This window comes from Sphaerotilus sp. FB-3, assembly GCF_023706025.1.
Lineage (GTDB): Bacteria > Pseudomonadota > Gammaproteobacteria > Burkholderiales > Burkholderiaceae_C > Sphaerotilus > Sphaerotilus sulfidivorans.
Window position 1 is genome coordinate 83,274 of sequence record NZ_BQWE01000018.1, and the last position, 15,794, is coordinate 99,067.

The window sequence follows — 15,794 nt, forward strand, 5'->3', positions numbered from 1 at the left end:
GAATAACTCGCCAAAATCGGGGACGAAGACCGGATAATGTCCGGCATGGCCACTGACCGCAGCTCCTCCGATCTGGACAAGATCGACCGTCGCATCCTCGCGCTGCTGCAGGCCGACGGGCGCCTCTCCAACCTGAAGCTGGCCGAGGCGGTGCATCTGTCGCCGACCGCGGTGCTGGAGCGGGTGCGCCGCCTCACCCGCGAAGGCTTCATCCTCGGCTACGAGGCTCGGCTCGACCCGGTCAAGCTCGACGCCGGGCTGATGGTCTTCGTCGAGGTGCTGCTCGACCGCACGGTGCAGGACGTGATGGACACCTTCCGCGCCGCGGTGCAGGTGCGCCCCGAGATCCTGGAGTGCCACCTGGTGGCCGGCGGCTTCGACTACCTGCTCAAGACCCGGGTGGCCGACATGGCCGCCTACCGCGAGTTCATCGGCTCGGTGATCTGGGCGCTGCCCGGCGTGCGCGAGACACGCACCTATGTGGTGATGGAAGAGGTCAAGAACACCGCGGCGATCAAGCTCTGAGCGCAGGCCGCGGCATCCGACCGGGCTTGGCCGGGATCGGCCGGGATCAACCCCCTCGTTCGAGGGGTGTGGGGGCCGAAATCATCCGTCCGGAGGGTTGAATCTCGAAAAACGTCTCTTGAAACGATTCCTGGACTCTGCCATGCCCTCGGGAACCTTCACGATCCACTGTCTGCCCCTGCGCGCCCGGTCGGGTGCGATCGCTCTGCTGCTGGGCCTGGCCGGTGCGGCTGCGCCGGCGCTGGCCCAGCTACCCGCGGGCGTCTACAAGTGCCGCAGCGACAGCGCCAGCGGCTTCGTCTTCCAGGGCCAGCCCTGTCCGGGCGATCTGGGGCGGGTCAGCGGGACGCAGCCGGCCTCCGGCGCGACCGCCGCGCCGTCGTCGTCGGTGCAGATCGCCACGGCGGCGATGCTGGCGCTGCCCGCGGGCCCGACGGGTCCGCAGGCCCGGACGGCCGCGCCGGCGGCCGTCGCGCCGTCGCTCAGTCGACCTTGACGTGCACGCTGCCCGGGCGGCCGGGCTCGCGCTTGGGCAGGTCGATGCGCAGCACGCCGTCGCGGTAGCTGGCGCTCGCCTCCTCGCCGCGCACCGGCGCGGGCAGCGGCACCGAGCGCTGGAAGCTGCCGTAGGCGCACTGCAGCACGCGCCAGCGGCCCTCGGTGGATTCGCGCTCGAAGCGCTTCTCGCCGCGCACCTGCAGCGTGTCGCCGCCGATCTCGATCGAGAAGTCCTCCTTGCGCATGCCCGGCGCCTCGATGCGCACCACCAGGCGCTGCTCGTCCTCGAACACGTCGCCGCCGAGCATCGCCCAGGACTGCGCCGGGAAATGCAGCGGATCGTCGATCTCGTGGCGCTCGGGCAGCTGGGTCTGCTCGCCCGGGCGGAAGCGGGTCAGCGCACCGGCGGCGGTGTGGCGCAGCCGGTCCCAGCCCTCGGAGAACGAACCCCAGAACTGGCCGAGGTTCTCGCGGATGTCGTCGATCTTCATGCGCTGCTCCTGATCAAGCGGGTGGAGGAAAACGGGAGGGGTCGGGCCGGCCGCGGCCGGCCCTGCGGGCTCACTGCACCTGGACCTCGATGCGGCGCGGCTGCGCGTGCGAGGCCCGCGGAATGCGCACGCGCAGCACCCCGTGGCTCATCTCGGCCGCGATGCGGCCGCTGTCGAGCTCGCGGCTGAGCGTGAAGGTGCGCCGGTAGCGCGGCAGCGCGACCTCGGCATGGCTGATCTCCAGCCCGGCCGGCGCGATCACCCGGGCCTCGCCCTCGATCGAGAGCTGGTCGCCGTCGACGCGCAGGTGCAGCGCCTCGCGCGGCACGCCCGGCAGGTCGGCGTACAGCGTGATGCCGCTGGCATCCTCGATGACGTCGACCGGCGGGACGATGGCCGGATCCGGGCGGGTCGGGTCGGTGCCGCCGGTCGGTGTCGGTGCGGCGCTCTGGGAACGGTTCGGCGTGTTCATCGTGCAACTCCTGTCAGCGATCGTGTCGGTGTTCACCACCGGTACTTGCCGGAACTCACTGGACCTCGATGCGGCGGGCCTGCGCGGCCTGGCGGCGGCGCACGCTGACCTGCAGCACGCCGTCGCGGTAGCGCGCCTCGACCGCGTCCGGGTCGATGTCGTCGGGCAGGCTGACGACGCGGCGGAAGCGGCCGGAAAAGCGCTCGGCCAGATGCTGGGTGGCCTTGTCGTCGGCGGACGGGCGGGTCGGGGCGCGCTCGCCGGCCAGCGTCAGCACGCCGCGTTCCAGCTGGACCTCGATCGAGGCGGGCTCGAGGCCGGGCGCGAAGGCCCAGACCTCGACGCTGGACGGCGTGGTGCCGACGTTCAGTGCGGGGTAGCCGCCGCGGCCGCTGCCGCGGATGGTGGCGGGCGTGTCGGCGCCGGCCTGGAGCTCGCGCTGCAGGCGGTCGAACTCGGCGAACAGGTCGCGCGGGAACAGGCTTCTGTAGAGCATGGAAGCAACCTCCGTGGTGCGGTGGATCGGCGCGGGCCGGGGCCCGTCGTCCGTGTCTTTCCTGCTCTGGCAGATGGGATGGCGGCGCCGGCTTTCAAGACCGTCGCCGTGTCGCCGCGGCTGGCGCGGCCCGCGGGGCTGATCTGGATCAGGCGCGTCAGCCGGCGGCCTTCGGCGCGCGGTGGCCGAAGATCGCGGTGCCGATGCGCACGATCGTCGCGCCTTCGAGAACGGCCGCCTCGAGGTCGTCGCTCATGCCCATCGACAGCGTGTCGAGCGCCAGGCCCTCGGCGCGCAGCCGCTCGAGCAGCTCGCGCAGCGCGCGGTGCGGCTCGCGCTGCGCCTGCAGGCCCTCGGCCGGCGCGGGAATCGCCATCAGGCCGCGCAGGCGCAGCCGCGGCAGCGCCGCCACCGCGCGCGCCAGCGCCGGCACCTCGGCCGGGTCGACGCCGCTCTTGCTGTCCTCGGCGCTGATGTTGACCTGCAGGCAGACCTGCAGCGGCGCCAGCCCCTCGGGGCGCTGCGCCGACAGCCGCTCGGCGGTCTTCAGCCGGTCGACCGAATGCACCCAGTCGAAGCCTTCGGCCACCGCGCGGGTCTTGTTCGACTGCAGCGGTCCGATCAGGTGCCACTCGAGGTCGGCGCGCAGGTCGGCCAGCGCGGCGATCTTGTCGAGCCCTTCCTGGACGTAGTTCTCGCCGAAGGCGCGCAGGCCGGCGGCATGGGCCAGGCGCACCTCGTCGGCGGTGCGGGTCTTGCTGACCGCCAGCAATCGCACGGATCCTTGCGCACGTTTGGCGCGGATGCGTGCCGCCTCGAGGCGCTGGTGTACAACTTGGATCGAGTCATCAAGGGTCGTCATAATCGTCGGCTTGCGGTTTTTCGTATTTTCCGGGGCAGTCCCGTACCCAGACATGGATATCACATGGAGATCACCGAGCTGCTGAAATTCGCGGTCCGCAACAAGGCGTCCGACCTGCATCTGTCGGCCGGCATGCCGCCGCTGATCCGTGTGCATGGCAATGTGCGCCGCCTGAATGTCGATCCGCTGCCCCACGCGAAGGTGCACGAGATGGTGCATTCGGTCATGACCGATGCGCAGAAGAAGGTCTTCGAGGAGCATCAGGACTGCGACTTCTCCTTCGAGATCGACGGGCTGTCGCGCTTCCGGGTCAATGCCTTCCGCCAGAACCGCGGCATGGGCGCGGTCTTCCGGGCCATTCCGAGCAAGATCCTGACGCTCGAGGAGCTGAAGGCGCCGAAGGTCTTCGCCGATCTGGCGCTCAAGCCGCGCGGCCTGGTGCTGGTGACCGGCCCGACCGGCTCGGGCAAGTCGACCACGCTGGCGGCGATGATCAATCACCTCAACGAGACCGAGCAGGGCCACATCCTGACGATCGAGGATCCGATCGAGTTCGTGCACGAGTCGAAGAAAAGCCTGGTCAACCAGCGCGAGGTCCACAGCCACACCCAGAGCTTCACCAGCGCGCTGCGCGGCGCGCTGCGCGAGGATCCGGACGCGATCCTGGTGGGCGAAATGCGCGACAAGGAGACCATCCAGCTAGCGCTGACCGCGGCCGAGACCGGCCACCTGGTCTTCGGCACGCTGCACACCTCCAGCGCGGCCAAGACCATCGACCGGATCATCGACGTGTTCGATGCCGGCGACAAGGACATGGTCCGGGCGATGCTGTCGGAGTCGCTGGTGGCGGTGATCTCGCAGACGCTGTGCAAGAACCGCGAGGGCAACGGCCGGGTGGCGGCGCACGAGATCATGCTGGGCACGCCGGCCATCCGCAACCTGATCCGCGAGGCCAAGGTGGCGCAGATGTACTCGATCATCCAGACCGGCCAGGCCCAGGGCATGCAGACGCTCGACCAGTGCCTGGCCGATCTGCTGCGCCGCGGCCTGATCAGCGCGGCCGAGGCGCGCAGCAAGGCGCGCTCGCCGGAGAACTTTCCCGGCTGAGTCCGCCCGCCCGGGTTCGGCGGACATTCCCTGACATCAACCGACATCATCGATTCACCATGGAACGCGATCAGGCCTCCAAGTTCATCAACCAGATGCTGTCGATGCTGGTCTCGCGCGGCGGCTCGGACCTGTTCCTGACCTGCGACTGTCCACCGGCGATCAAGGTCGACGGCAAGGTGGTGCGGGTGTCGCCGCAGGCGCTGTCGGGCCAGCACACCATGGCGCTGGCCCGCACCATCATGAACGACAAGCAGCTGGCGGAGTTCGAGCGCACCAAGGAGTGCAACTTCGCGATCTCGCCGAAGGACATCGGCCGCTTCCGGGTCAATGTCTTCGTGCAGCAGGGCCAGACCGGCATGGTGCTGCGCACCATCCCGAAGGATCTGCCCAGCATCGACGCGCTCGGCCTGCCGACGATCCTGAAGGATCTGACGATGACCAGGCGCGGGCTGATCATCATGGTCGGCGCGACCGGCTCGGGCAAGTCGACCTCGCTGGCGGCGATGATCGATCACCGCAATGCCAGCGCCTACGACCACATCGTCACCATCGAGGATCCGGTCGAGTTCGTGCATCCGCACAAGAACTCGATCGTGACCCAGCGCGAGGTCGGCATCGACACGCTGAGCTGGGAGGCGGCGCTGAAGAACACCCTGCGCCAGGCGCCCGACGTGATCCTGATGGGCGAGATCCGCGACCGCGAGACGATGCAGCATGCGGTCGCCTTCGCCGAGACCGGCCATCTGTGCATGGCCACGCTGCACGCCAACAACGCCAACCAGGCGCTGGACCGCATCGTCAACTTCTTCCCCGAGGAGCGGCGCGACCAGCTCCTGATGGACCTGTCGCTGAACCTGCGCGCGATGATCTCGCAGCGCCTGGTGCCGCGCCAGGACGGCAGCGGCCGCATCGCCGCGGTCGAGGTGCTGATCAACGGGCCGCATATTTCCGACCTGATCTTCCGCGGCGAGGTCTCGGCGATCAAGGAGATCATGAAGCGCAGCCGCGAGAACGGCATGCAGACCTTCGACCAGGCGCTGTTCGACCTCTACGAGGGTCATTTCATCAGCGAGGAGGACGCGCTGCGCCATGCCGACTCGCTGGGGGACCTGCGGCTGGAGATCAAGCTGCGCAGCGTGCGCAAGGCCGGCGAGCCGCTGCCGCTGGAGGCGCGCGCATCGGAGGGCTGGAAGGTCGATGATCCGATCGGGGCGCACCCGCTGCGCGCGCCGCTGCCGCGCACCTCGCGGGCGTAGGATGGCGGCCGTTGCCACTTTCGAGCCTGTCTCCATGACCCGCAGCCACGATCCGATCGAACCCCGCCGCGTCGCCTTCCTGGGCCTGGGCGTGATGGGCGGGCCGATGGCCGGCCACCTCGCCCGTGCCGGCCACTCGGTCACCGTCTACAACCGCACCGCCGCGAAGGCCGCCGAATGGGTCGAGGCCCACGCCGGCCTGACGGTGGCCAGCGCATCCACGCCGCGCCAGGCGGCCGAGCAGGCCGACATCGTCTTCATCTGCGTCGGCAACGACGATGACCTGCGCTCGGTGGTGCTGGGCGAGGAGGGGGCGCTGGCCGGCCTGAAGCCGGGCGGCCTGCTGGTGGATCACACCACCGCCTCGGCCGACGTGGCGCGCGAGCTGGCGCTGCTGGCGCGCGCTCGGGGCTGCGACTTCGTCGATGCCCCCGTGTCCGGCGGTCAGGCGGGCGCGGTCAACGGCGTGCTGACGGTGATGTGCGGCGGCACGCCCGAGGCTTTCGAGACGATGCGCCCGGTCGCGCTGGCCTTCTCGCGTGCGGTCACCCGCCTGGGCGACAGCGGCGCTGGCCAGCTCGCGAAGATGGTCAACCAGATCTGCATCGCCGGTCTGGTGCAGGGCCTGTCGGAGGCGATCGCCTTCGGCCAGAACGCCGGGCTCGACATGAAGCAGGTGCTCGAGGTCATCGGCAAGGGCGCGGCGCAGAGCTGGCAGCTCGACAACCGCGGCACGACGATGGTGGACGGCCGGTTCGACTTCGGCTTCGCGGTCGACTGGATGCGCAAGGACCTCGGCCTGGTGCTGGAGGAGGCGCGCCGCAACGGCTCGCGCCTGCCGGTGACCGCGCTGGTCGACCAGTTCTATGCCGAGGTGCAGGCGCTGGGCGGCGGCCGCCAGGACACCTCCAGCCTGATCCGCCGGCTGCGCTGAGCCGGTCGGGGCCCCAGCCTGCACCAGCGGGCTGGGGCGCTCAGCGGACCTTGAGGTTGGCCAGCTGCTCCGGCGTCAGGATCTCGACCAGACGCACCACCTTGGTCACGCCGGAGACGCTGCGGGTCAGGTCGATGGCGCGCTGCGCCTCTTCCTCGGTGACCCGGCCCATCAGGTAGACCGCGCCGCGCTCGACGGTGATGTGGAAGGCGCGCGCTGACAGCCCGGCCGCGTCGATCAGCGTGGCCTTGACCTTGCCGGCCAGCACCAGATCGCGCGAGCGCTCGCTGGTCGAGCTCGGCCACATCACCGCCAGATCGTTGACCACCGAGCGCACGCCGTCGATCTTCGAGGCGGCCTGCTCGATGGCGGCCTTGTCGGCCTCGTTGAAGACCTCGCCGGTCAGCAGCACCTGGCGGTTGTAGCTGTTGATGCTGACATGCGAGCGCTCGCCGGCGATGGTGCGGATGCGCTGGCGCACCTTCAGCTCCAGGCCTTCGTCCTCGAGCTGGATGCCGGCGCTGCGGCGGTCGGTGGCCACCATCGCGCCACCGACGGCGGCGCCGCCGACCAGCATCGGCGCGCAGCCCGACAGCAGCGTGGCCAGCAGCGCCGACAGCAGCACCGCGCGGTGCAGGGATGTTCTCTTCATCTTCCCGGTCCTTTCGTGGGGGCTCAGGGGACTCATTCTTCGCCCAGCAGCGACACGTCGATGGCGTCGCACAGGCAGTGGATGACCAGCAGGTGCACTTCCTGGATGCGTGCGGTGCGGTCATGCGGCACGCAGATGTGCATGTCCCGGTCCGAGAGCATCGCGCCGATGCGCCCGCCGCCCTTGCCGGTCAGCGCGATGACCGCCATGTCCTTCTCGTGCGCGGCCTCGATCGCGGCGATGACATTGCCGGAGTTGCCGCTGGTGCTGATGGCCAGCAGCACGTCGCCGGGCTGGCCCAGCGCCTGGACCTGCTTCGAGAAGACCTGCTGGTAGCCGTAGTCGTTGCCGACCGCGGTCAGTATGGATGTGTCGGTGGCCAGCGAGATCGCCGGCAGGCCCGGGCGCTCGCGCTCGAAGCGGCCGACCAGCTCGGCGGCGAAATGCTGGGCGTCCCCGGCCGATCCGCCGTTGCCGCAGGCCAGCACCTTGCCGCCGGAGGTGATGCAGTTCAGCAGGATCTGGGCCGCGTCGCAGACCGGCCGGGTGAGGGCTTCGGCGGCGGCGTACTTGGCATCGGCGCTGTCGAAGAACTGTTGTTGGATGCGTTGCTCGAGCATGGCGTCGATGATATGCCAGCGCGCGCGCCGCTCCGTTTCGGGCGGATTTCAGAAGCGCAGGGCGCCTCTCCTCAGCCGGCGTCGAAGGCCGCCACCAGCCATTCGAGCTCGTCGCCGTCGATCGCCACCACGTCGAAGCGGCACGGCGGCCACTCGCCCCGCAGCCGCTGCAGGTAGTGGCGCGCGGCCAGGATGATGCGCCGGCGCTTGGCGTGCGTGATGCTGGCTGCGGCCCCACCATGGTCGTCGCGGCCGCGGCTGCGCACCTCGACGAAGACCAGCGTGCCCTCGCGGTCGGGCGCGCGCAGGATCAGGTCGATCTCGCCGCCGCGTGCCGACGGGCCCGCGGCCACTCGATAATTGCGCTGCACCAGCACCAGCCCGTGGCGCTGCAGGTGCTGCAGGGCCCGGTCCTCCGCGGCCGATCCGATCCCGATCCTTGTGGCGCCTCCGGCGTTTCCGTCCGTGACTCTCGACATGTCCGTCTCCTCCTCGATCGTCCAGGCCGCGGCGCTGGCCGCCGGCCAGCAGCAGCATCCGGCCGCCTCACTGTATGTCGTGGCCACGCCGATCGGCAACATCGCCGACCTCAGCCTGCGCGCGGTCCATGTGCTGGCGCTGGTCGACGCGGTGGCCTGCGAGGACACCCGCGTCAGCGCCGGGCTGCTGCAGCGCCTGGGCCTGGGCAAGCCACTGATCGCGCTGCACGAGCACAACGAGGAAGCGGCCGCGCCGCGCGTGATCGAGCGCCTGGCGAGCGGCGAGCGCGTGGCCTATGTCAGCGACGCCGGCACGCCGGCGATCTCCGACCCCGGCGCGCGGCTGGTGGCGGCGGTGCGCGAGGCGGGCTTCCGGGTGATTCCGCTGCCCGGTCCCAGCAGCGTGGTGACGGCGCTGAGCGCGGCCGGCGACATCGCGGGGCAGGGCTTCCGCTTTGCCGGCTTCGTCTCGCCGAAGGCCACCGCACGCGAGCGCGACCTGCGCCGGCTGGCCGAGGACGCCGGCACCTGCGTGATCTTCGAGGCGCCGCACCGCATCGAGGCGCTGGCCGCCGCGCTGGCGCAGACGATGCCCGAGCGGCGCCTGACCGTCTGCCGCGAGCTGACCAAGCAGTTCGAGTCCATCCACACGCTCGCGGCCGAGGCCTTTCCCGCCTGGCTGGCCGCCAGCGCCGACCACCGCCGCGGCGAGTTCGTGCTGGTGCTGCACGCCCGACCGGCGCCCGAGGCGGAGGAGGCCGGCAGCGCGGCGGCCGCCTCGGCCGATCAGCTGCTGAAGGTGCTGCTGGAGGAGCTGCCGCTCAGGCAGGCGGTGGCGCTGGCGGTGCGCGCCACCGGCGCGCCCAAGGGCGAGCTCTATGCGCGTGCGCTGGCGCTGAAGGCCGGCGACGAGGCGGATGCCGGCGCAGCACCCGGCGCAGCGGGCGCAGACGCCGCGGTGCCCCCGGTGCCTGCGGACTGGCCCGAGCGGCGCGCTCCGGCCCGGCGCGAACGCGGCCGGCGCTGAAGCCCCGCTCCCCCGGGGGAGCCAGCTTGCACGCGCCACGGTTTCGCGCCGAGAATGAAACCGCGAGAGACCATGATCCGGCTCCAGCCGGGCGCTGCTCGCCTGCAGGGGGATGTCGTGCCGTTCAAGCCCAAGCTGATGGTGCCGCTGGCGGGACTGTTGCTGGCGCTGATGCAGCCCGGGCTGCCGCAGGCCCAGACGGTCTGGCGCTTCGCGCCGGAGATCGACTACGGACCGTTTGTCTACCAGGACCGCCAGGGCCGGGTGCGCGGCCTGTCGATCGATCTGCTCGACGAGATGCGGCGCCACGCCGATCTGCCGCTGCAGATGCTGCCGCCGCGCCCGCTGACCGAGCAGCTGGCCGCGGTGCGCCGTGGCGAGGTCGAGCTGCTGTCCTCGCTGCGGCCGACGCCGGAGCGGGCGCAGTACCTGTCCTTCTCCCGACCCTATGTGCGGGTGCCGGCGGTGCTGGTCGCACGCACCGCGCCGAGCGGGCTGGAGGCGTTCGAGGGGCGTGCGGTGGCGGTCGGCCGCGGCTATGCGGTCGAGGCGCATGTGCGCCAGCACCATGCCCGGGTGCGCTGGCAGCCGGTCGACAGCGACCTGGAGGGTCTGCGCCGGATGCTGCGCGGCGAGGTCGATGCGCTGGTGGTCGATGTCGCCAGCGTGCACTTCATCGCGCGCGAGCATGGCCTGTCCGGCTTCGTGGTCGGCGAGCCGATCGGCTTCGAGTACGCGCTGAGCTTTGCCTGGCGCCGTGACCGGCCCGACATCGGCGAGGCCCTCGAGGAGGCGCTGCGGCGCATTCCGGCCGACCGGCGCCAGGCGCTGCTGGCGCGCTGGTCGGTGCATACCCATGCGCCGGCGCGCTCGGGGCTGCGGCTGTGGACCGAGCGGCTGGGCGCGGTGCTGCTGCTGCTGGCCGTCGGTCTGGCGGGCTGGATCGGCTGGCGTCGGCGCAGTCGTCCGGCCGCTTCGGCATGAACCCGACCGATGCCCTGGGCCCGGAGCTGCAGCGCCAGCCGTCCGGCCCCAGTCTGGAGGATGCCCTGCGCGACCGTCTGGACGCGGCCTTCTGGCGCGCGCCGGCGCTGGCGCTGCTCGGTGCGCTGCTGCTGGTGTCGCTGACGCTGCTGCTCGAGCGCCAGCCCGGCAGCCAGATCGCGATCTGGTTCACCGACGCCTTCGGCATGGTGCTGCTGCTGTGCTGCCGTCCTGCGGCACGGGTGGCGGTGCTGGCCGGCCTGATGGGCGGCACCCTGGCGGCCGGCCTGCTGGGCGGGCGGCCTGACCTGATGCTGGCCTGGATGCCGGGTCACCTGATGGCCACCGCGGCTGGCGCCTGGATGCTGCAGGGCGTGGCGCAGCGCCAGCAGATCGGCAGCAGTCCGGCGGTGCTGGCGCAGGTCGGGCTGGTGGCGGTGCTGCTGCCGGCGCTGCTGTCGGCCAGCCTGTCGCTGCCGCTGCTGATGCTCACCTCGGCCGCACTGCCTGCCATGCCGGTGACGATGATCTGGCTGAACCAGGCGCTCGGCGGCGTGATCGGCTCGCTGGTGCTGCTGCCGCTGCTGCTGGCGGCGCTGGCGCAGCCGTGGCCGAGCCCTGCTCCCGAGCGCCCTGACCGACGCCGCGGCAATGCCGACACCCTGGTGCTGATGCTTGCCGGGGCCGGCGTGACGGTGCTGGCGCTGCTGCATCTGGTCCACCCGTTTGTCTACATCGCGCTGCCGCTGATGATCGGCGCGGTGCTGCTGGATTTCCTGCGCCTGCAGCTGCTGGTGCTCGGGGTCACGCTGGTCTTCGGCGCGATGGTGGCCACCGGCCTGGTGGCCGAGCCGCCGACGACCGCGCGCTGGCAGGAGGTGCTGCTGCACCTGTCGCTGGTGGTGATGCTGCTGCCGGAGCTGCTGCTGTCGGCGGCGGTCGGGGCGTCGCGCGAGCGCCGGCTCGCGCTCGAGGCGCAGCGCGAGCGCTACCGTCAGCTGTACGAGCGCACCCCGGCGATGATGCATTCCATCGGGCCGGACGGCCGGATGCTGGCGGTCAGCCGGCTCTGGCTGGAGCGGCTGGGCTACGACGAGCGCGATGTCATCGGCCGGCCGTCGACCGATTTCCTGGATGCCGATTCGCGCCGGCGTGCCATCGAGCAGGTGCTGCCGCAGTTCCTGCGCACCGGCGAGTGCCGCGATGTCGAGTACCGCATGCTGGCCCGCGACGGCCGGCCGGTCGACGTGCTGCTGTCGGCCACCAGCGAGCGCGATGCGCAGGGGCGCTTCCTGCGGTCGCTGGCGGTGCTGGAGGATGTCACCCGCAAGCGTCTGGCCGAGCAGCTCGCCGCCGAGCACCAGCGCACCGCGGCGATGCTGGAATGCATCGGCGATGCGGTGATCGGCATCGATGCGCGGGGGCGGCTGCGCAGCCTCAATCCGGCCGCGGTCGCGATGACCGGCTGGACGCTGGAGGAGGCCCGCGGCCGCGACTGGGCGGGCTGGCTGGTGCGCCGCGGCGTCGCCGACGACGAGCCGACGCCGCCCGATCCGGTCGCGCTCTGCCTGGCGCACCGCACCCGGCCCGAGCCGACCTCCTGCCGGCTGGTGCGCCGCGACGCCTCCTGGCGGGTGGTGCGCGAGATCGTGCTGCCGATGCCGGCCCCTGACGGCCAGGGCTTCGACGGCGTGGTGCTGACCCTGCAGGACATGACCGCCGCGCATGATCTGGCGCGCACGCTGGCGCATCGTGCCCACCATGATGCGCTGACCGGGCTGCCGAACCGGCTGCTGCTGCAGGACCGGCTGCAGCAGGCCCTGCGTCTCGCCCGCCGCCAGCATCAGCCGCTGGCGCTGATGTTCATGGACCTGGACCATTTCAAGCAGATCAACGATCGCCACGGCCATGATGCCGGCGACGAGCTGCTCAAGGCGGTGGCGCAGCGGGTCCGGGGCGCGGTGCGCGCCAGCGACACGGTGTGTCGCCTCGGCGGCGATGAGTTCGTGGTGCTGCTGCCCCATATCGAGGCGGCGCTGGATGCCGAGCGGGTGGCCCGCCACATCCTGTCCGAGGTGTCCCGGCCCTACCGGCTCGGTGCGCTGCCGGAACTGCATGTGTCCTTCAGCATCGGCATCGCGGTCTTTCCCGAGGACGGCGAGGACGAGGCCACGCTGATGCGCCGTGCCGATACCGCGATGTATCAGGCCAAGCGGGAAGGGCGCAACGCGCTGCGCTTCCACCAGCGTGGCGACACCGACCTGACACCGATCTGAGTGCGGGCACGGTGTAGTCTTCCGCTCCGGGAGACAACCGGCGGACCGCAGGAGCCGCACACGGCAGGACACGGTGGATTGCAGCATCGGGAGCGCGGCCTCGGACCGCGGTGAACACAGTCGCGTGCGACGGCGGCTGGCAGCGGCGCTGCTGGCCGGACCGGCGCTGCTGGCGCTGCCGCGAGGTCCGGCGCGTGCCGGCGACGCGCTGCACCCGGCGCTGCCCGCGCTGCCGCGCCTGCAGCCGCGGCGCTGGACGCTGGCCAACGGGCTGCAGGTGCTGGCCCTGCCCGACGAGCGCCGCCCCGGCGCCGGCGTGGTGGCGGTGCAGCTCTGGTACCGGGTCGGCGGCAAGGACGATCCGCCAGGCCGGTCGGGCTTCGCGCATCTGTTCGAGCACATGATGTTCAAGCGCACCCGGCATCTGCCCGACGAGGCCTTCGACCGCCTCACCGAGGATGTCGGCGGCCACAACAACGCCTTCACCGCCGAGGACACCACCGCCTATCTGAACCTGGTGCCCTCGGCGCATCTGGAGCGGCTGCTGTGGGCCGAGGCCGAGCGCATGGGCGGCCTGCAGGTCGATGCCGACAACCTGCGCAGCGAACGTGCGGTGGTGCAGGCCGAGTTCGGCCAGCGGGTGCTCGACGATCCCTACGGCCCGCTGTTCCACGGCATGGCGCCGGCCTTCTGGCAGGTCCATCCCTACCGGCGCCCGGTCATCGGCCGCATCGACGACCTGGATGCGGCCACGCTCGAGGATGTGCAGCGCTTTCACCGCAGCTACTACCGGCCGGACAACGCGGTGCTGATCGTGGCCGGCGATTTCGAGCTCGAGCGGCTGCCGGCGCTGGTGGAGCGCCATTTCGGGCCGCTGCGTGCGCCCGGCACGCCGGTGCCGCGGGTCACGGTGGTCGAGCCGCCGCGCCAGATCGACCAGCGCCTGGTGCTGACCGCCGCGCAGGTGCCGGCGCCGGCGGTGGCGCTGATGTGGTCGGGGCCGCCGGCGCGCCATCCGGATGCGCCGGTCTGGCGCCTGGTGGCGGCGCTGCTCGGCGATGGCGATTCCTCTCGGCTGGTGGCGGCGCTGGTCGAGCGCGACCGTCTGGCCCAGGGCGCCGGCTTCAGCGCCGATCTGCTGGCCGATGCCGGCATGCTCAATGCCTGGGCGATCGCCGCCGGTCCGTCGGTCCAGGGCGCCGAGCCGCGCCTGGATCCGCGGCTGGTGCGGCTGGAGGAGGCGCTCTCGCGCGAGATCCACCGGCTGGCGACCGGCCCGCTGCCGGCCGCCGAGATCGACAAGGCCCGTACCCGGCTGCTGACCGAGGCGCTGTCGGCCCGCCAGACCGCCGAGGGCCGCGCGCTGGCCGCCGGCTGGGCCGAGATGCTCTCTGGCGATGCCGCGGCGGCGGACCTGCAGCTGCAGCGCCTGGCCACGGTGCAGGCCGACGAGGTGCGCCGGCTGCTGCGCGAGCAGCTGCTGATGCAGCCCAGGGTGACGCTGCACTACATCCAGCGGGGGCGGCGCTGATGGCGAACGGTCACGGTGACGGACTCGGGCCCGCGCGTGCCGACCGCCGCGCCTGGCTGGCGCGCTGCGCGCGGCTGGGCGGCCAGGGTCTGGTGATGCCGCTGGGCCTGGCCGGACTGGTGGGTTGTGCGACCACGGTGCAGGCCGGGCGCGAGAGCCTGCCGGCGTCGAGCCTGGCCGAGCCGGCCTCGTCGCTGCTGCCGCCGCCGGGCGAGCCGGTGCCGGTGCATGTGCCGGAGGTCGAGCAGGAACTGCTCGGCGAGGTCGGCCCGACGCTGATCGTGGCCGGGCGGCGCGATCTGCCGCTGGTCAGCGTCGCGCTGCGGGTGCGCTGCGGCAGCGCGGCCGATCCGCCCGGGCGCAGCGGCTGCGCGCTGCTGCTGTCGCAGATGCTCGCGCGCGGCGCGATGCGCCAGGGCCGGCCGGTCGACGGCGCGACGCTGGCGCGCCAGGCCGAAGCGCTGGGCGGATCGATCGGCACCGGCGTGCAGGACAGCCAGATCTGGCTGGAGATGACGGTGATGACGCCGCTGCTGCCGCAGGCGCTGGCGCTGCTGGTCGACCTGCTGCGCCGGCCGCTGCTGCCGCCGGCCGAGCTGCAGCAGGTGCGGGCCCAGGCGCTCGATGGTCTGGGCCTGCGGCTGCAGGATCCGGCGCTGCTGGCGGCGCTGGTGGCGCGGCGCACCGTCTGGGGCCGCAGCCTGCACGGCGCGGTGCCCACGCCCGAGAGCCTCTCGGCGGTGCGCCGCGAGGATCTGCTGACGATGCACCGGCGCTGGTTCCGCCCCGACCGGGTCGCGGTGGTGCTGACCGGCGACATCGACCTGGCCGAGGCGCGTGCGCTGCTGCGGCCGATGTTCGCCGGCTGGCGCATCGCCGACGCGCCGATGCCGCACGAGATGCCCAGCGCGCCGCCTCAGCCGCTGCTGCCGGCCACGCTGCTGATCGATCTGCCGCGTGCTGCGCAGACCGCGGTGCTGGTCTGCGCGCCGCATGTCGCGCTCGACGCGCCGGACCGGCGCGCCGGCCAGATGGCGGCCACCGTGGTCGGCGGCGGCTACTCGGCGCGGCTCAACCAGGCGGTGCGCATCCGCCGCGGCCTGTCCTACGGCGCCGATGCACGCATCGAGCAGCAGCGTGCCGGCGGCCTGTTCATCGCCCAGGCGCGCACCGCGCCGCGCCATGCCGCCGAAGTCGTGCAGCTGATGCGCGAGCGGGTGCTCTCGCCCGGGCGCGAGCCGCCGACGCCCGAGGAGCTGGCGGCCCGGCGCGCCGCGCTGATCGGCTCGCTGGCACGCCGGCTCGATACCGACGAGGGCCTGAACGCGCGGCTGGGCGAACTCTGGGCCCAGGGCATCGGCCTGGGCGAGCTGCACGGCTTTGCCGCCGGCATCGCCGGGGTCGAGGGCGCGGACGTGCAGCGCTTCGTGCAGCGCCACTGGCCGGCCGCGGCGCTGCGCACCCTGGTGGTCGGCCCGCTGGAGGCGGCCGGCCCGGCGCTGGCCGGGCTCGACCCGAAGGCGCTGCGGCTGGCCGCCGCCGACCTGGTGCTGGACAGTCCGGTGCTGCGCCGCTGAGACA

At 72.1% G+C, this 15,794-nt stretch carries 16 protein-coding genes and 1 pseudogene; 10 read left to right on the plus strand and 7 right to left on the minus strand.

Annotated elements, in window-relative coordinates:
* Nucleotides 1–45: 45 nt before the first annotated feature.
* Nucleotides 46–525 carry an Lrp/AsnC ligand binding domain-containing protein gene (locus tag NFT33_RS11020; RefSeq protein ID WP_149504089.1) on the plus strand — a complete coding sequence of 160 codons (480 nt, stop codon included), beginning with the start codon at nucleotides 46–48 and terminating at the stop codon, nucleotides 523–525.
* A gap of 142 nt (nucleotides 526–667) precedes the next feature.
* Complete coding sequence (locus NFT33_RS11025; protein ID WP_251675295.1) at nucleotides 668–1,021, plus strand: hypothetical protein; 354 nt, start codon at nucleotides 668–670, stop codon at nucleotides 1,019–1,021.
* On the opposite strand, the gene NFT33_RS11030 is transcribed toward NFT33_RS11025, so the two are convergent.
* The 4 genes from NFT33_RS11030 to NFT33_RS11045 form a co-directional block, all read right to left on the minus strand.
* A complete protein-coding gene (locus NFT33_RS11030; RefSeq protein WP_220786979.1) occupies nucleotides 1,008–1,514 on the minus strand; it encodes an Hsp20/alpha crystallin family protein in 507 nt (168 codons plus the stop codon). The two genes, NFT33_RS11025 and NFT33_RS11030, sit on opposite strands and share 14 nt — an antisense overlap.
* 70 nt (nucleotides 1,515–1,584) lie before the next feature.
* Entirely contained in the window at nucleotides 1,585–2,007 is a 423-nt protein-coding gene (locus tag NFT33_RS11035; protein WP_376744152.1) for an Hsp20/alpha crystallin family protein, read from the minus strand.
* A 34-nt stretch (nucleotides 2,008–2,041) separates the two neighbouring features.
* Nucleotides 2,042–2,482 (minus strand): Hsp20/alpha crystallin family protein, encoded by a 441-nt coding sequence (locus NFT33_RS11040; RefSeq protein WP_173807478.1) that lies wholly within the window; start codon nucleotides 2,480–2,482, stop codon nucleotides 2,042–2,044.
* A 157-nt stretch (nucleotides 2,483–2,639) separates the two neighbouring features.
* The gene (locus NFT33_RS11045; RefSeq protein ID WP_251675297.1) at nucleotides 2,640–3,344 is read right to left on the minus strand and encodes a YggS family pyridoxal phosphate-dependent enzyme; all 705 of its coding nucleotides are present in this window, start codon (nucleotides 3,342–3,344) and stop codon (nucleotides 2,640–2,642) included.
* Between the two features lie 63 nt (nucleotides 3,345–3,407).
* Between NFT33_RS11045 and NFT33_RS11050 the strand changes: the two genes are divergently transcribed.
* From NFT33_RS11050 to NFT33_RS11060, 3 genes and pseudogenes are all read left to right on the plus strand, one after another.
* Nucleotides 3,408–4,451: a type IV pilus twitching motility protein PilT gene (locus tag NFT33_RS11050; protein ID WP_220786982.1), complete on the plus strand. Its 1,044-nt coding sequence runs from the start codon at nucleotides 3,408–3,410 to the stop codon at nucleotides 4,449–4,451.
* 59 nt (nucleotides 4,452–4,510) lie between these two features.
* A pseudogene (locus tag NFT33_RS11055) lies at nucleotides 4,511–5,596 on the plus strand (PilT/PilU family type 4a pilus ATPase); the annotation flags it as partial.
* 148 nt (nucleotides 5,597–5,744) lie between these two features.
* Nucleotides 5,745–6,644 (plus strand): NAD(P)-dependent oxidoreductase, encoded by a 900-nt coding sequence (locus NFT33_RS11060; protein ID WP_251675301.1) that lies wholly within the window; start codon nucleotides 5,745–5,747, stop codon nucleotides 6,642–6,644.
* A 40-nt stretch (nucleotides 6,645–6,684) separates the two neighbouring features.
* Here the strand turns inward: NFT33_RS11060 and NFT33_RS11065 are convergent, their stop codons facing one another.
* From NFT33_RS11065 to NFT33_RS11075, 3 genes are all read right to left on the minus strand, one after another.
* On the minus strand, nucleotides 6,685–7,296 hold the full coding sequence (locus NFT33_RS11065) for a BON domain-containing protein (RefSeq protein ID WP_251675303.1): 612 nt from the start codon (nucleotides 7,294–7,296) through the stop codon (nucleotides 6,685–6,687).
* A gap of 32 nt (nucleotides 7,297–7,328) precedes the next feature.
* Nucleotides 7,329–7,916, minus strand: a complete 588-nt coding sequence (locus NFT33_RS11070; RefSeq protein WP_220786986.1) for a phosphoheptose isomerase — start codon at nucleotides 7,914–7,916, stop codon at nucleotides 7,329–7,331.
* Nucleotides 7,917–7,987: 71 nt separating this feature from the next.
* Nucleotides 7,988–8,395 (minus strand): YraN family protein, encoded by a 408-nt coding sequence (locus NFT33_RS11075; RefSeq protein WP_173807485.1) that lies wholly within the window; start codon nucleotides 8,393–8,395, stop codon nucleotides 7,988–7,990.
* Between NFT33_RS11075 and rsmI the strand changes: the two genes are divergently transcribed.
* The 5 genes from rsmI to NFT33_RS11100 all read left to right on the plus strand — a co-directional run bounded on the left by rsmI (nucleotide 8,394) and on the right by NFT33_RS11100 (nucleotide 15,790).
* Complete coding sequence (rsmI, locus tag NFT33_RS11080) at nucleotides 8,394–9,422, plus strand: 16S rRNA (cytidine(1402)-2'-O)-methyltransferase (RefSeq protein ID WP_251675306.1); 1,029 nt, start codon at nucleotides 8,394–8,396, stop codon at nucleotides 9,420–9,422. The genes NFT33_RS11075 and rsmI overlap by 2 nt on opposite strands.
* Before the next feature lie 72 nt (nucleotides 9,423–9,494).
* Entirely contained in the window at nucleotides 9,495–10,406 is a 912-nt protein-coding gene (locus tag NFT33_RS11085; RefSeq protein ID WP_251675308.1) for a transporter substrate-binding domain-containing protein, read from the plus strand.
* Nucleotides 10,403–12,682 (plus strand): sensor domain-containing diguanylate cyclase, encoded by a 2,280-nt coding sequence (locus NFT33_RS11090; protein WP_251675310.1) that lies wholly within the window; start codon nucleotides 10,403–10,405, stop codon nucleotides 12,680–12,682. The genes NFT33_RS11085 and NFT33_RS11090 overlap by 4 nt, the downstream gene beginning before the upstream one ends.
* A gap of 124 nt (nucleotides 12,683–12,806) precedes the next feature.
* Nucleotides 12,807–14,213: a M16 family metallopeptidase gene (locus NFT33_RS11095; protein WP_251675312.1), complete on the plus strand. Its 1,407-nt coding sequence runs from the start codon at nucleotides 12,807–12,809 to the stop codon at nucleotides 14,211–14,213.
* Complete coding sequence (locus tag NFT33_RS11100; RefSeq protein WP_251675314.1) at nucleotides 14,213–15,790, plus strand: M16 family metallopeptidase; 1,578 nt, start codon at nucleotides 14,213–14,215, stop codon at nucleotides 15,788–15,790. The genes NFT33_RS11095 and NFT33_RS11100 overlap by 1 nt, the downstream gene beginning before the upstream one ends.
* Nucleotides 15,791–15,794 lie beyond the last annotated feature (4 nt).